General features: G+C 43.5%; 16 protein-coding genes. 7 read left to right on the top strand and 9 right to left on the bottom strand.

The annotated features are described in order from the left end of the window. Positions 1-91 precede the first annotated feature (91 nt). The 6 genes from MHM98_RS18295 to MHM98_RS18270 all read right to left on the bottom strand — a co-directional run bounded on the left by MHM98_RS18295 (position 92) and on the right by MHM98_RS18270 (position 6,474). Positions 92-1,054, bottom strand: a complete 963-nt coding sequence (locus MHM98_RS18295; protein ID WP_239440842.1) for an ABC transporter permease — start codon at positions 1,052-1,054, stop codon at positions 92-94. Positions 1,055-1,056: 2 nt separating this feature from the next. After that, positions 1,057-2,172 carry an ABC transporter permease gene (locus MHM98_RS18290; RefSeq protein WP_239440841.1) on the bottom strand — a complete coding sequence of 372 codons (1,116 nt, stop codon included), beginning with the start codon at positions 2,170-2,172 and terminating at the stop codon, positions 1,057-1,059. Next, positions 2,165-3,712 carry an ATP-binding cassette domain-containing protein gene (locus MHM98_RS18285; protein WP_239440840.1) on the bottom strand — a complete coding sequence of 516 codons (1,548 nt, stop codon included), beginning with the start codon at positions 3,710-3,712 and terminating at the stop codon, positions 2,165-2,167. The genes MHM98_RS18290 and MHM98_RS18285 overlap by 8 nt, the downstream gene beginning before the upstream one ends. Continuing rightward, positions 3,712-4,755 carry a BMP family ABC transporter substrate-binding protein gene (locus MHM98_RS18280; protein WP_239440839.1) on the bottom strand — a complete coding sequence of 348 codons (1,044 nt, stop codon included), beginning with the start codon at positions 4,753-4,755 and terminating at the stop codon, positions 3,712-3,714. The genes MHM98_RS18285 and MHM98_RS18280 overlap by 1 nt, the downstream gene beginning before the upstream one ends. Positions 4,756-4,768: 13 nt before the next feature. Further along, entirely contained in the window at positions 4,769-5,896 is a 1,128-nt protein-coding gene (gene queG, locus MHM98_RS18275; protein ID WP_239440838.1) for a tRNA epoxyqueuosine(34) reductase QueG, read from the bottom strand. 71 nt (positions 5,897-5,967) lie between these two features. Beyond that, on the bottom strand, positions 5,968-6,474 hold the full coding sequence (locus tag MHM98_RS18270) for a copper chaperone PCu(A)C (RefSeq protein WP_239440837.1): 507 nt from the start codon (positions 6,472-6,474) through the stop codon (positions 5,968-5,970). Positions 6,475-6,647: 173 nt separating this feature from the next. On the opposite strand from MHM98_RS18270, the gene MHM98_RS18265 reads away from it, so the two are divergent. Then, positions 6,648-7,388: a lysophospholipid acyltransferase family protein gene (locus MHM98_RS18265; RefSeq protein WP_239440836.1), complete on the top strand. Its 741-nt coding sequence runs from the start codon at positions 6,648-6,650 to the stop codon at positions 7,386-7,388. On the opposite strand, the gene MHM98_RS18260 is transcribed toward MHM98_RS18265, so the two are convergent. Further along, a complete protein-coding gene (locus MHM98_RS18260; protein ID WP_239440835.1) occupies positions 7,358-7,645 on the bottom strand; it encodes a GIY-YIG nuclease family protein in 288 nt (95 codons plus the stop codon). The two genes, MHM98_RS18265 and MHM98_RS18260, sit on opposite strands and share 31 nt — an antisense overlap. A gap of 170 nt (positions 7,646-7,815) precedes the next feature. Here MHM98_RS18260 and MHM98_RS18255 point away from each other — a divergent pair, with 170 nt between their 5' ends. From MHM98_RS18255 to MHM98_RS18230, 6 genes are all read left to right on the top strand, one after another. After that, a complete protein-coding gene (locus MHM98_RS18255) occupies positions 7,816-8,043 on the top strand; it encodes a PGPGW domain-containing protein (protein ID WP_239440834.1) in 228 nt (75 codons plus the stop codon). A gap of 330 nt (positions 8,044-8,373) precedes the next feature. Beyond that, positions 8,374-9,030: a ribose-5-phosphate isomerase RpiA gene (rpiA, locus tag MHM98_RS18250; RefSeq protein WP_239440833.1), complete on the top strand. Its 657-nt coding sequence runs from the start codon at positions 8,374-8,376 to the stop codon at positions 9,028-9,030. Between the two features lie 405 nt (positions 9,031-9,435). Next, complete coding sequence (serA, locus tag MHM98_RS18245; RefSeq protein WP_239440832.1) at positions 9,436-10,671, top strand: phosphoglycerate dehydrogenase; 1,236 nt, start codon at positions 9,436-9,438, stop codon at positions 10,669-10,671. A 26-nt stretch (positions 10,672-10,697) separates the two neighbouring features. Then, a complete protein-coding gene (ygfZ, locus tag MHM98_RS18240; RefSeq protein WP_239440831.1) occupies positions 10,698-11,723 on the top strand; it encodes a tRNA-modifying protein YgfZ in 1,026 nt (341 codons plus the stop codon). Positions 11,724-11,769: 46 nt separating this feature from the next. After that, positions 11,770-12,687 (top strand): cytidine deaminase, encoded by a 918-nt coding sequence (cdd, locus tag MHM98_RS18235; protein WP_239440830.1) that lies wholly within the window; start codon positions 11,770-11,772, stop codon positions 12,685-12,687. A 499-nt stretch (positions 12,688-13,186) separates the two neighbouring features. Beyond that, positions 13,187-13,627 (top strand): DUF3291 domain-containing protein, encoded by a 441-nt coding sequence (locus MHM98_RS18230; protein WP_239440829.1) that lies wholly within the window; start codon positions 13,187-13,189, stop codon positions 13,625-13,627. A 2-nt stretch (positions 13,628-13,629) separates the two neighbouring features. Here the strand turns inward: MHM98_RS18230 and MHM98_RS18225 are convergent, their stop codons facing one another. Both MHM98_RS18225 and MHM98_RS18220 read right to left on the bottom strand, forming a co-directional pair. Next, on the bottom strand, positions 13,630-14,292 hold the full coding sequence (locus MHM98_RS18225) for a CatA-like O-acetyltransferase (RefSeq protein WP_239440828.1): 663 nt from the start codon (positions 14,290-14,292) through the stop codon (positions 13,630-13,632). A 20-nt stretch (positions 14,293-14,312) separates the two neighbouring features. Beyond that, positions 14,313-15,242: a D-2-hydroxyacid dehydrogenase gene (locus tag MHM98_RS18220; RefSeq protein ID WP_239440827.1), complete on the bottom strand. Its 930-nt coding sequence runs from the start codon at positions 15,240-15,242 to the stop codon at positions 14,313-14,315. Positions 15,243-15,275: the final 33 nt, after the last annotated feature.

The raw sequence follows: 15,275 nt of genomic DNA, 5'->3' as shown, positions 1-15,275 counted from the left end.
TGCTCTTTGTAACATCAACAAAAACAATGCGCAACTTTTTTGATTGACTCCAATCAATTTTTTGAATTAACTTATACTTTATAACGATAGATCATCGCATAGGCTTACCCAAAGCCGCTGGCGCAGCTGATTTTCCAATTACCCCTGCTAGAACACATAAGGTCAATACATAAGGAGTTACTTCTAAGAGCTGAATCGGTACCACACTGTCGACATCAGTGAATCCACTTTCCTGTAATCGAATAGCCAAGGCTTCTAAAAAACCAAAGAACAAACACGATAGCATCACGCCAACAGGATGCCAGCGCCCGAAGATAAGCGCGGCTAACGCGATAAAGCCCTTACCCACCGTCATATTTTCCACAAACCCTGCACCGTGACCGATAGACAAATACGCACCAGCTAAACCACAAACCGTGCCGCCAACAACAACAGCCATATAACGCACTTTGGATACAGAGAATCCAGCGCGTTTAAGCGCAACAGGATTGTCCCCCGCTGCCATTACAATTACGCCCCATGTTGAATACTTCATTAAATAAACCAGCAACAGCACCGCTATGAACGCCAAATACACCAAAACATTATGGCCACTAAACAGGTGCCAATAAATCTGAGATAGCACACTATCGTTATGTTCGATTAAGTTTGGGAATATCAGATTTGGTAGCCGCTCATCATCAGCCAATATCGGCGTCATGCCACCTTGCACGAAAATGCGCTGTGCCAATAATGCCGTTATTGCGAGCGCTAACAGATTAATCGCGAGACCTGATACCACCTGATCACCTTTATGGGTAATACAAGCGAACGCATGTAGTAATGAAAAACAACCAGTGATCACCATAGCCGCCAACACACCTTGCCAGGCTGAACCAGTGACAGCAGCAACAGTCGCCGCAGCAAATGCGCCGAGCAGCATCTTTCCTTCTAGGCCAATGTCCATCACGCCAGCTCGCTCACTAATAAAGCCAGCCAGCGCAGCAAACATCAACGGCGTCGCTAATCTAAGGGACGCATCAATGAGTAAAATCCAAGAAAACGTATTATCCACTGTTATTGCACCGGTAGTTTTTCGTGATTAGAAACATCGGCAGGTCTGAGCCAATAATCGATAGTTGGTTTTAACATCCACTGCAGCGCGCCACAAAATAGCACCACTAAGCCTTGGATCAAGAAGATAATATTATTGCCGATCAGCTCTTCGTTGAACGCTAATTCTGAGCCCCCTTGATACAACGCCCCAAACAACACGCTGGCGATAATAATGCCCAATGGACTATTGCGCCCCATCAACGCAACAGCAATACCCGCAAAGCCAAATCCGGCGACAAAATCAACGTTTAGTACCAAGTTGTTACCTTGCACTTCATTAAGGCCTATAAAACCAATTAACGCACCTGAAATCATCATAGTAATAATGATAATAAATGCTGGCTTTATGCCAGCAAAGTGAGCGCTCTGTTCACTCTTGCCGACAACTCGGGTTTCGTAGCCAAGCTTGGTATGCCAAAGGTAATAATACAAAGCGATACAGCAAAGTAGCGCCCAAATAAAAGAGATATTCAGCGGCGTATTCACAATCTCAACGCCAAACAAAGCCATCACACTTTGCATGCTCGGTAGCGCACTACTCGCTGAAATACTTTCGCTTATCGCCGCCATTTGGCCAGGCGCTTTTAGCACATTAGCCAATAGATAAACGAGTAATGAAGACGCAATAAGGTTAAACATGATGGTTGTTATTACGATATTCGAACCGCGATAGGCGTTAAGCCACGCAGGAATAAAAGCCCATAACGCCCCGAATAATGCGCAAAAGAGCATAGACGCAGGTATCACCATCCACAATGACGAGCCATCTAATTGCAAACAAATGATAGCGACTCCTAATCCGCCAAGTGTCGCCTGCCCTTCACCGCCAATGTTGAACAACCCTGCATGCCAAGCTAAGGCGACGCCGAGGCCAGAAAAGATAAAATTGGTCGCGTAATAAAGTGTATATCCTCGCCCCTCTTGACTGCCAAAGGCGCCGTAATAAATCTGCGCAATAGCATCGCCAATGTTAATACCGGTTAGTGACAACACGATAACTGTCGCCAACAATGCCAAGCCAATATTAGCAAGGGTTAAAGCAGTGCTATTTATCCAAGAAACCGATTTGTTATTCACTCATCACCTCGTTGGCCAACATTAAGCTAAGTTCATTTTTATTGAGCTGCTGGGTGTAGTATTGACCAATGATTTGGCCTCGTTCAAACAACACAACGCGATCGGAAAGACTCATAATCTCCTCGAGATCGTTAGAGCAGAAAATAATGCTCGCGCCTTTATCTCTAAGTTTAAATAACCGCTGATAAACGCTTTCAATGGCACCAACATCTAAACCATTACTAGGGTGCGCCAACAACAAGAGTTCAGGATGTTTAGATACTTCACGCGCCAATACCAATTTTTGCTGATTGCCAAGGGAAAATGCCCCAGTTCGCAAACGCGGATTTGCAGGCCGAATATCCCACTGCTTCATTAAATCGAGACATTGGGCGCGATTGTCACTTTCGTGTTGATGTGCAGCGCAATCGTACGATTGACGATGATAACCGAGCATTGCACTCTCATACATCGGAAAGTCCTTTACCACACCAATGCCTGCTAGAGGGTCTGGTACATAAGCAATGCTAAGCTCGCGAGCTTGCATTAAATTGTAGTGATTTTCCGATTTCACCCGCTTACCGTTAATGCTAATTCTGCCGTGGGTAAAGCCAGCACTTCCCGCTAACACCTCAAGTAATTCTTCGTGTCCCGCTTTGGGCAATCCTGTTAGCGCGACAATTTCATGACTGTGAATTTCCATGTCGATATTAGACAAACTAAACCCTTGGCGCGCACTGCCAAACCTCGATTTAGGTTTAATGGCCAAATTCGATACTTTTAGGCGTAAATGCGTTTCAACATCACTAATACTGCTATTTGGATGCGGCAGCGTGATTTCACGTCCCACCATCAACTTACTTAAATGCCCTAAGGTGATTTCTTTAGGGTTCACATCACACAATAACTTGCCATTGCCCATCACCGAAATCACATCGCAGATAGCATGCAAAACGGAGAGTTTGTGAGCGACAATCAATATCGAAATGCCCTGCATTTTCAACAGATTTAGCAGCTTTAATAAATGATTAGATTGCACAGGCGATAACAGTGCCATTGGCTCGTCTAGAATTAGCACCTTGGCACCGCGATACAAAGAACGCAATACATCAACGAGCTGACGTTGACTGTAATCAAGTTTTGATATTTGCATATCCAAATCAAAACTAAAGCCGAACTCGCGGCAAAGTTGCTCTAATTCTCGTCGTGCTTTGGCTTTTTGGGCAGACATAAAAAAGCCCTGTTGCTCGCCAAGTAAAATATTTTCAATAATCGAGCGCTGCTCTAACCAACTCGTTGTTTGGTGGAGCATGCCAATACCACTATCGATAGCGTGTTGTGGATTGTCGATAACCACTTTGACACCATCGACAAATACTTCCCCTCGTTCGGGTTTTAACAAGCCATAAGCAATTTTTAGTAAGGTTGACTTACCGGCGCCGTTTTCGCCGATCACACCGTGAATAGATCCTGGCGCAATGCGCAAACAAACATCATCAAGCGCCTTCATATCGTGATAATACTTAGTGATGTGCATTAGTTCTAACGCAGGCGATAACATTAGTTAATCTCCTGAGCGCAAAGAGAAACTATGGTTTTTCTGGGATCTTGTTGCTGGAGTAATGCACGCTTGTGCTCATTTACAGCGCTTGCTAACTGCAGTGAAAACACATCACCGTTGTATTTATCACGCGTCAAACCAACCCAATCGCCCGCCAACCCTAGCTGTTGATGGCCTGCTTGCCATTGGCCAGTGTTAAAATCGACAATACTTTGCCACACGACTTTACCAACAGATTTAACCATCGAACTTAATACTGCGCCCGGATATAAATGATTCTGGTTTGAATCTACAGCTATCGCATAAAAATTATGATCATTAGCCGCTTGATACACGCCTAGCCCCGAGCCACCTGCGGCTGCAAAAATCACATCAGCACCTTGTTCATATTGATGACGCGCGATTTCAATGCCTTTACTTGGATCATCCCACGCGTGAGAGGTTGAACCTACATAATGGCGAGTAATTCGAATATCAGGTTTAATCGTTTTAGCACCGAGGGCATAACCACAACTAAACTTTCGGATCAGCGGAATATCCATACCGCCGACAAATCCTATGTGATTTTTTTTCGTCTTTAATGCAGCGAGTACTCCCGCCAAATATGCCCCTTGCTCTTCTTGAAAAGTCACTGAACGGACATTGGGTAAATGAATTACACTATCGATAATTACAAATGACGTATCGGGAAAAGCCTTTGCCGCACGCTCGATGGCAGGTGAAACCGCATATCCCACGCCGACTATTGGGTTGTAACCACGCCTAGCAAGTTTCATCACACCTAATTGGGTTTGTACGTGGTTTGCAGGTTCTACTTCCTTGATGGTGTAGCCCTGTTCCCGCAAAGGTAAAACACCGTTTTCATAGGCAGCTTGGTTAAACGAATGATCATATTTACTGGAGCGATCGTAAACTACCGCACTGCCAATTGTGACTTTGGCCTTTTCAGGCGCTTTAGCATCAGCAAGCTCCACTGCACCGCAACAAAGTATCAGCAGTACTAAGTGGATTACAGACTCAATTCGCAAAATAAATTCCTTCACTCATCTCTCATTGTTAACAATGGGCTGGCATACCGCGCTCAACCGCTTTTAATAACCGCTGTGTTTTGCGATTCACGACTGGCTGTTTACTCTGTTGCTTGGCAATTGCCCAATCGATATGTTCGTTCACCATATCACTTGCATGCTGCTTTTTATCACTAAGCGCCGAAATGATTGCTGCATCATATTTTGCGTTACCTAAGGCAATTGCAATATTTCTCAGCCAGCGCTCATGGCCAATACGGCGGATTGGCGAACCTTCTAAGCGCTTTAAAAATTCATCCTCAGTCCACGCAAACAACGACAATAATTCTGGCGAATGAATATCTTTGCGCGGTTTAAAATCGTCTTCATCACTGGCCTGCGCCATCTTATTCCACGGGCAAATTAACTGACAATCATCACAGCCATAAATACGATTGCCAATGGCTTCACGAAACTCTTCGGGGATCGCACCAAATTTTTCAATCGTTAAATATGAAATACAACGACTACCATCCACCACATAGGGCTCAACAATGGCTTGTGTGGGGCAAATGGTTATACAGGCGACGCATTTATCGCATTGCTCTTCAACGGGCTCGGAGACTGGCAGCGGGATGTTTACTAACAGCTCCCCCAAAAAGAAAAATGAGCCTGCTTTTTCATTGAGAATTAACGAATTCTTACCAACCCAGCCAACGCCCGCTTTCTCAGCTAATTGACGCTCCATGATCGGCGCAGAATCAACGAACGGACGAGCAACTAAATCGCTCACTTGAGTCTCAATTTTTTGCTGAAGCTTCTTAAGACGGTTGCGCATCATCTTGTGATAATCGCGCCCCGTGGCATAGCGACTAATATAGCCGTTGTGGGAATCTTTTAAGGTTGAAACGATAAGCGCTTCTGGTGGCAGATAATCCAAACGCACGCTGATAACGCGTAAAGTACCAGGGAGTAATTCATGAGGTCTGGCGCGCATCAATCCATGGCGGGCCATATAATCCATTTCGCCGTGATAGCCGTTTTCTAGCCACTGCATAAACTTGGCTTCGTGATGAGCCAAATCAGTATCGCAAATACCGACATCGGCAAAGCCGAGCTCAACGGCCCATTGCTTAATGTCTTGTGCGAGTTGTTGATAAAAAGCGTCACTATTCACGAACAGGTCAGTTCCCCAATAAAAGTGACGCTACTTTATCATTTTATCCGCTATCCATTAAGTGCTTAGTTTTAATGGTGAGCATGTCCCTTCATGGCAGGTGCGTCTTTAACCATCACTTTTGTCGTCAGTGTTTCGCCATTTTTCAATGTTAGGGTCAATGAAAACTCAGTCCCTTTTGCCAACGGTTTCTTTAATCCCATAAGCATCACATGATAGCCACCGGGCTTAAAAATAAGCGATTGATGTGATTCAACCTTTATTTCATCGATATGACGCATTGCTACCTTACCGTCATCGAAATAGCTTTCGTGCAACATGCTGTGTTTTGCAATATCACTTTCGACACCAGTCACCACGACAGCCGACTTGCTGTGATTGGTAAAAGTAAAATAAGCAGCGCCATTAGGAACAACCGGCGGTAGCGCTCGTGCCCATGCATTACTAAATTCAAGTTGATGTTGTACTTGCTCGCTGGCGTGTTCAGTCTTGTGGTCGTGAGCATTAGCAGCTGATGACAATAGCACCAAATTAATACCAAGTGCGGCTAACTTGGCGACCTTTTTAAATCCCAACATATTATTCCTTATCTATTTATTAGACTAATTAACCTGAGCGCAGGTTAATTATGAATTTGGCCAATGATACACCTCCAACCAGCAATGCAGTTAGTGGTAGATCAAAAAATTGCCTAGATTTCTGAAATGTTAGCGTTATACTGCGGCCAATTTTTAGCGGTTAAGGAAAGAATGTGAGTTATTTGTTGTCTTGTCTGTATTTGATATGGGTCGTATTAATTTCTATTATTCTATTCCCTATCGCCGTCATTATTAGACTGATAACCACGCCGTTTGATCGCCGTCTCATTGTTCTTAACTTCTTTAGTCACTTTTGGGGATCCTTGTACTTCTGGACCAACCCATTCTGGTCACTGGAAATCACAGGTAAACAGCATTTACCCAAAGACAAACCTGTGGTGTTTATTTCTAACCACCTCTCTACTATCGACGTATTAGTGGCATCTCGTCTATTTACCCATTTTAAGTGGGTTTCGAAAATTGAGAACTTTAAAATTCCTTTTATCGGCTGGACTATGTATCTCAATAAATATGTCGCAATTAAACGCGGCGGTTTAAGCTCGATTAAAGCCATGATGAAGCAATCACTAAAGCATCTAGAAAATGGTAGTCCAGTATTTATCTTTCCGGAAGGCTCGCGTGCTCAAGACGGTCACTTAAAACCTTTTAAGACTGGCGCATTTAAAATCGCACAGGACGCTAACGTGGATATCGTGCCTATCGTATTAACAGGCACAGATAAGGCTGTGCCTAAAAACAGTTTGCACTTTAAAGGTCATCAACACTTAAAAGTTGAAGTGCTACCGCCAATTACCCTAGAGCAACACCAAAACTTATCCCTTAAAGAACTTACCGCGCTAGCACAAACGAAAATTAGCGCTGCTCAAGATTCAACAGAGAATTCAATCGCATAAGTCCCTTTTACCAAACGCTCTTTGTTGACTTTAGAGAGCTTTTTAATTTTCGCTTCCAGCTGACAAGCTTCACTGCGACTCATCACTGTTTGGCTAAAGGCGAGAGATACGGGACGGCGCACTCTAGTATATTTAGCTCCTTTAGAGGACTCGTTATGTTCCTTAACTCGTCGCTCGAGATCCGTGGTGACGCCACAATACAATGATTGATCATTACAACGCAGCAAATAAACAAACCAATTATCACTCGTCGACATAGTTAGCTAATCCTGTTTTACACACGATGGCGGATTTTACCAATAAGTGATTACAACGCCTATTGCTTTTCACTTTCAAGTTAATTTTCAATTAAAATACAAACAGTTACAGTTTTGGCCTTAACATTGCTATTCGCAGTTAATGATCGTTGAATAATCAAAAGGCAACTATGAATTCTTTACGTAAAACACTCATCACGCTAGTTGGCGGCGGCCTATTGGCGTTTGGCTTAATCTTCATTCTTCTGCCTGGCACCGTGTTGATCCTCCCCATTGCTTTAGCCATATTGGCCCTTGAATATGACTGGGCTCGTCGCTGGGTAAAAGTTGCCCAAAAAATGCTGACTAAAAGCGCCAAAAAAATGGACGATTTTGTGGCGAAATGCCGAAGAAAATAGTGCTAACTCATGAGTAGGAAGTGATACCCAAGCTACTTCAAGATGCAGGTTTCAGAGGCTGGGTAGGATGCGAGTACAAGGCATGATTTTTAATTAATGGTCATTCCCTGATTAGAAATCATAACGCAGTAATCGCTTTCTACCCAGCCTCCCGTAGGGCAAGGCGATAAGCGACCAATAGCGGCGTTATAAGCTACTTATTAGGAACAACCTAACCGCGTATCTTATGCCTTGCTCTTGGCACGCTTCTCGACTTGCTGATGACTAGCATCTTGAGGTGGCTTGGGTATACAATAGCGCCAATTTTATTCGCTCCTTTGGAAACTACTCATGAATCAAGATGAAATGAAAAAAGCAGCTGGTTGGGCAGCTTTAGAATACATTGAAAAAGACACTATTGTTGGTGTTGGTACAGGCTCAACAGTCAATCATTTTATCGATGCACTTGGCTCGATCAAAGGTGATATCGAAGGCGCAGTTTCTAGCTCTGAAGAATCAACGCGCCGTTTAAAAGAATACGGCATTCCAGTATTTGATTTAAATACCGTAGACCAACTTAGCGTCTACGTTGATGGCGCTGATGAAATTAATCAAAAGATGCAGATGATCAAAGGCGGCGGTGCAGCACTTACCCGTGAGAAAATCATTGCAGCCGTTGCAGACAAATTTGTGTGTATTGCCGATGAGTCAAAGTTAGTCGATGAACTAGGTCAATTCCCATTGCCAGTTGAAGTTGTGCCTATGGCGCGCTCTTATGTTGCCCGTCAACTTGTAAAACTTGGCGGCGATCCTGTGTATCGCGAAGGCGTCGTCACTGACAACGGTAATATCATTTTAGACGTATATAACTTCTCACAAGAGGATGCCCGAGAGCTTGAAACCCAAATCAATGCCATTGTTGGTGTAGTAACTAACGGTTTCTTCGCCCATCGCGCTGCTGACGAATTATTACTCGCAACACCTAATGGCGTAAAAAAAGTAAAATAGTCTAAGTTATAAAAACGGGGACAAGAGCCAATATTCCCCGAATAAGAAACAGTGTTTTTATTTGTAGGCACTGTTTCTTATTTTTCGCATTTCATGAAAAAATTCCCGCACTAAAAACAAACTTTCTCGATAATTCGCTAAAAAATTGCCCTTCGTTTACTAATTAACATCGTTTGAAACAACTTATTAACAAAAATCATCTAAAAGCTGTCTATACATTCCATTTATTTCCAATATAACGGCATTAAAAGCGCTATAAATAATTCCTAAAAAGGCTTTAAATACGCGACTTCACGTTGCTATACTGCAATTAACTTAGTCTTTAACTCCTGTTGGAGTAAAAGTTAGCTATAGTTACCAAACTAATTTAACGAATGCCCGTAAAACACCCTAGGAAATTTAACAATGGCTCAATTTTCACTCGAAAAAAACAAAATCAAAGTACTCTTATTAGAAGGCTTACACCCAAGCTCACTAGAAGTATTTGAAAAGGCTGGTTACAGCAACATCGAGTGCCTCAAAACGTCCTTACCTGAAGACGAGCTGATTGAGAAAATTAAAGATGTCCACTTTATTGGCATTCGCTCCCGCACCAACTTAACCGCTAACGTTATCAACGCTGCTCAAAAACTCGTTGGCATTGGTTGTTTCTGTATTGGGACCAACCAAGTTGATTTAAACGCTGCAGAGCAACGCGGTATTCCGGTATTTAATGCGCCGTTTTCAAATACCCGCTCTGTCGCTGAGCTAGTCCTTGGTGAAATTCTATTATTACTACGCGGCATTCCAGAGAAGAGCGCTAAAGCGCATCGCGGTGAATGGCAAAAGTCGGCTGTTGGCTCATACGAGGCCCGTGGTAAACAGCTTGGTATCGTCGGTTATGGCCACATCGGTACTCAGCTGGGTATCTTGGCGGAAAACTTAGGTATGCGCGTAAAATTTTACGACATCGAAGACAAACTGCCACTGGGTAATGCAAGCCAAATTGCTAGTTTAGATGAGCTTTTAGCAACATCTGATGTAGTTAGCCTGCATGTGCCAGAGACGCCACAAACCAAATACATGATCAAAAAAGCGCAGTTTAAAGCGATGAAACAAGGCGCCATCTTCATTAATGCGTCACGCGGTACTGTGGTAGACATTGACGATTTGGCACATGCCTTAACGTCGAATAAAATCAGCGGCGCTGCTATCGATGTATTCCCGGTTGAGCCTAAGTCAAACAACGAGGAATTCGTTTCACCACTGCGCGGCATCGACAATGTTATCCTGACACCCCACGTTGGTGGCAGCACGCAAGAAGCTCAAGAAAACATTGGCTTTGAAGTTGCCGGTAAACTCGTGAAATACTCTGACAATGGTTCAACCCTATCAGCAGTTAACTTCCCTGAGGTTTCACTGCCAGCGCATGATGGCGTAACGCGTTTATTACACATTCATAAAAACCAACCGGGCATTATGAATCAAATCAACATGGCTTTTGCTCAACACAACATCAATATTACCGCACAATACCTGCAAACAACTGCGGATATTGGTTATGTTGTAATGGAAGTTGAAGCTAAAGATGCCAACATCGCTTTTGATGAGCTACGTAAGATCGATGGCACCATTCGCGTGAGATCATTACATTCAGCTTAAAAAAACCGGCAATTATCGGCTAACTTATGGCGCAAGAATCTTTGATTCTCGCGCCATTGTTATTTATTATCCCAGCATACAAACTTACTAGGCTGATTCCATTGTTTAATTCACTTTCTGATTTCGATTTTTTCCCTCGCTTAGCCATTGGTGTTACTAAGTTAGATGGCCCAGACGCACGCAAATTTCTACAAGGTCAATTGACTTGTGAATTAGATAATCTAACCACTGAACAAAGCACTCTTGGCGCACACTGTGATGCCAAAGGTAAGATGATGGCGAGTTTGCGTTTACTAGATAATTCAGAAGTAGTTTTAGCATTGCAAGCGTTTGAGAATACCCAGAGCCATTTACCAATGCTGACAAAATATGCGGTATTTTCGAAAGTCGATATCACCGATGCCAGTGATGAGTACATGGTGAGTGGCTTTGCAGGAAAACAGGCATTAGCGTGGTTCAACCAACAATACGGCCTAGCATTATCGCAGGTTAATCAAGCGGCGAATGTCGAGATTGGCAGCATTGTTGTCATAAATGACTCAACACCTCGTGTGCTAGTTGTTTCAACGCAAGCGCAGTATCAAGCATTAGAGCAAGCACTATCATCAGTAGAGTACAAAGAGCAATCACCAGTGCTTTGGACGGCGTTAGACTGTCGTGATGGCCTAGGGCAGATCATTCCAGCTACGCAAGCTGAGTTCGTACCGCAAATGCAAAATTTGCAGATGATCGATGCAATTAGTTTCAAAAAAGGCTGTTACATTGGCCAAGAAACCGTCGCTCGTATGCACTTTAGAGGACTCAATAAACGAGGAATGTTTGTTTTGCAATCGCCATCACACATTGAGTGTAAGGTCGGTGATAATGTTGAAAAACAACTCGGCGAAAACTGGCGTAATGCTGGTGTTGTTGTCAGCATAGCCCATGTCGATGGCCAAACCATCGCTTGTGGTGTTTTACCAACTGATTTTGATCTTGCACAACAAGTCAGAATCAAAGACAACACTCAAGGCACCTTTGCGGTAACCAAGCCAAGCTATTTCGTTGAATAGGTAATCCGATAGCGGGTGCTATCGCCAACAACTTATAATAATAACTATGGCTCACTTTTCTAAATTATCGAGCGAACAACTAACCAGTTGCATCGCTCATTTGTCGACTCCGCTACGCGAGCAATTAACACAATTCGTATTAGCAGCTGACTTTGAAGCTTGCTTGAGTAAATCGCAAGTAGACGCACTGTTATCTCATTATCCCGATAACGACACTAGTGCTAAGCACCAACTATGTCGTGATTTGATTCCGCTGGCTCAAAGCTATAGCAAGGCGCCAATTTCTTCGTTTTATGTTGGTGCCGTCGCCATGGGCGAATCTGGTCGTATTTACTTTGGCGCCAACATGGAATTTAAAGGCATGACACTGGCACAAACCGTTCATGCCGAGCAATCAGTGATCACCAACGCATGGCGTCACAATGAAACAAAGCTTGTGATGTTGGCTGTGAGCGCACCACCTTGTGGTCATTGCCGCCAATTTATCAATGAACTCAATGGTGCAAGTGATATTGATGTTCTTATTACAGAGCAGCCGACTACTCGCTTTGCCGATATACTGCCAATGGCTTTCGGCCCAAGTGATTTAGGGATCTCAGATCGTTTAATGAATTCCCCCCTCAATGCCATTAGCGTCGAGAGCGACGATCAATTTGTTAAGCAGACTTTACAAGCTGCGCAACAAAGCTATAGTCCCTTTAGCCACAGTCCAAGTGCAATTGGTTTAAAAACATCTCAAGGCACCTACTTTGGCCGCTACGCCGAAAATTGTGCTTACAACCCAAGTTTGTCACCACTGCAAGGCGCCCTAATCGCCTTACATCTCTGTGGTGATGATGTGACAGCTATTGAACGCGCTGTGCTGGTGGAACATCAAGGCAGCAGAGTCTCGCAACAAAAAACGACGGCTCAGTTACTCAACTTGATTGCTGGTGCATCGCTTGAGACGCATTTGGCAAAATAATAGAAATAAAGCGGCCTGTTGATCTTTAAAAGTACAGGCCGCTAAAATGCAGACTAACGAGTAATTAGTGCGTATTTTATGAAATTCTATATCTTGTGTTTCCTGCTATCAGCGTTAGGCTCTCCAGGCGCTGCTCACCTCTATCTGAAGCGTGTAACAACTGGCGTTATTTTCTTTCTATGTTTTTGGCTGCCATTTGCTTTCGTTATAGAATTTGGTTGGCAGCAGATAAAAATGGTTTATCACGCATTATTTGCTTATAAAGTTGAACCGACATTCAGTGCTATGTTTTTCTATATGTTTGAAAATTTCGCTGACGAGTCGCAAGTTCCCTTCGTAAAGAAAGCAGTTTGGTTATCACTATTTGTTTGGATTCTCGCCCTTTGTGACACAATGCGACTGTGCATGACAAAAAATAGCAGCAATTGAGGTAGATCATTTTGTTGTTGCTAAAAAATTTAGATAAATTAAAAATGTAGTAACTTAATAAGGAATTTCTATGTTGCTAGCCCAGCTCAATATTGCCCTAGCCAAATACGATTTGGATGCCCCCGAAATCAAAGACTTTGTAGATAACCTCGATGCAGTTAATGCAATAGCTGAAAGTAATCCCGGTTTTGTTTGGCGTTTAAAAGACGACTCAGGAAGTGCCACTAATATTCAGGCCTTTGACGATCCCAAGATGTTAGTGAATATGTCAATTTGGCGTGACGTAGATAGTTTAAAAGATTTTATGTTTCGCACTCATCACAAAGACTTTATGCGCCGCAAGAGCGAATGGTTTCACAAATTACCCGAAGCCAATTATGTGTTGTGGTGGATTGAAGAAAATCATCGACCAAGTATAGAAGAAGCGCTAGAAAGACTAGCGCATTTAAGAGAGCACGGCGAAAGTGCCTATGCGTTCTCGTTTAAAAAAGTGTTCAATAAAGTTATTTGAACTTAATTGGCCAAATGCTGTGCTGGCTGATTAAACAACTGCTGGATCTTTTCAAAGAATCGACCGACGTATAATCCGTCCATCACGCCGTGATGCACTTCAACAGACAGTGGCATCATCAGCCCATCCGGGGTACTCTTCGCTTTGCCGTAAACAACTTTCGGAATGCTATCTACCGCCTCGGTGTTTCGAGCGTTGGTAAAGCTTGAAAAACTCACCCATGGGATCACCGACATGTGAATTTCATCCTGCGCCTTCTCTTGGCCAACAAATTGATTGGCGATGAATGGACTCGCTTTAGCCGCTTGTTGCGCAATACTAGCTTGGGTATCAAATTCACTAAACGACTCAGCATAAGGAAAGCCACAGAATCGCATCGTTTCATCATCTGCCAAAATAGCGCAGCTCACAGTAATGGTGTCGTAAACGCGTACTTCATCATCGACAATGCGGATCTTGAATGGCTCAAGTTCATTGATGGCGATTTGCGTTAAATATAAATAAGCGTGGAAGAAGCTCTTTGAATTCACCTTGCAATAATCTAGCAGCTGAGCTGCATCGATGTCGCTAATAATGTTAAACCACGGATGCGTAGCCTGTTGATAAAATTTAAAATGTTCGGCGCGATTCCAACTCGCCAAATCGATAACACGATAATTAGACATAAAGACTCAATAAAATAAAATTAAACATGCTTAGAAAGGTTAGCTGCCAGCATATTGACTAACCGTTGACGCGCTTCACGCGCCGCCCACGCGATATGCGGTGTAATAATCAAATTATCACCACGATAAGCAAGCAGCGGATGATTTGCTGGTGGCGGCTCTTGTGACAAGACATCGAGTGCAGCGCCACCAATACCGTTGTTTTCAAGCACCTTAAGCAGTGCCGATTCGTCAATCAACGGGCCACGCGCCGTGTTAATAAGCAGTGCACTGGACTTCATTAACGCTAAGGCGCCTTCATCAATTAAATGATGATTGTTATCGGTTAATGGGCAATGCAAGCTAATCACATCAGCCTGCTTTAGCACGGTTTCAAATGCCACTCTGCCATCGCGTATTGTTGTGGCATTGGGCCTATCAGCTATCAAAATTTCCATATCAAAAGCACGCGCAATTTTCTCAACTGATTGGCCTAAACCGCCATATCCTATAATGCCGAGTGTTTTCCCCGCCAGTTCGTAAGTAGTGAAATCTAAACAGCTAAAGAACGGACTCTGTGACCATTGACCTTGCTCGATGTAGCGCTGATATTGATTGGTCTTGCCAATAAGCTGCAACAATAACGTTATGGTGTGCTGCGCAACGGCACCATTGCCATAGCCTTTTACATTAACCACGTCGATGCCAAGCTCAGCGGCGCATGCCATATCGATATTATTAGTTCCCGTCGCTGCGACACCGATGACCTTTAGTTGAGGTAATGCAATCAAATGTTCGCGGCTCAGGCAGACTTTGTTGGTAATAACTACCTGCGCATCTTGGCAGCGTTGAATCAGTAAATCTGCTGAGGTGGTCTCATAGCTCTGCCATTGCTCAAACATTTGCGATAGCGCAGCTAAATCAATATCTTGACCAAGGGTGATTTGATCAAGTAAAACGCCTTTTTTCATAACTAATTAATGTGAACTTGTGAAAATGTTGTT

The sequence above is a fragment of the Psychrobium sp. MM17-31 genome, assembly GCF_022347785.1.
Classification (GTDB): Bacteria; Pseudomonadota; Gammaproteobacteria; order Enterobacterales; family Psychrobiaceae; genus Psychrobium.
This window is presented reverse-complemented; position numbering and strand designations above follow the sequence as displayed.